Here is a 242-nt window from a genome sequence, read left to right on the forward strand (position 1 = left end):
CCGCCGGCGATGGTCAGCGCCGATCCGCCGTTCACCGTCCAGGCACCCGTAAAATTGCCCGCAAGGAAATCCGCGGTGCCGGTCAGCGCCGCGGCGACGCCGGTGTAGTTGCCGCTGGTGAAGTCCAGGTTGGACGAGGTGAAACCGCCATTGAAGGTGGCGCTGTTGGCGATGCCCACGCTACCCGCGCCGGTGAAGTCGGACCCCGCGTTGATCGTGATCCCCGATCCGTTCAGCAGCAC

The 242-nt window shown here is 66.5% G+C and carries 1 protein-coding gene; it reads right to left on the bottom strand.

What is annotated here, in order from left to right; genetic code table 11:
- Nucleotides 1-242 (bottom strand): hypothetical protein (locus ACTFO6_RS19590; protein WP_439935971.1); only part of this gene is annotated, 242 nt, incomplete at both ends.

The organism is Pelomicrobium sp. G1, from assembly GCF_051905455.1.
In the GTDB taxonomy this organism is placed as follows: domain Bacteria; phylum Pseudomonadota; class Gammaproteobacteria; order Burkholderiales; family UBA6910; genus Pelomicrobium.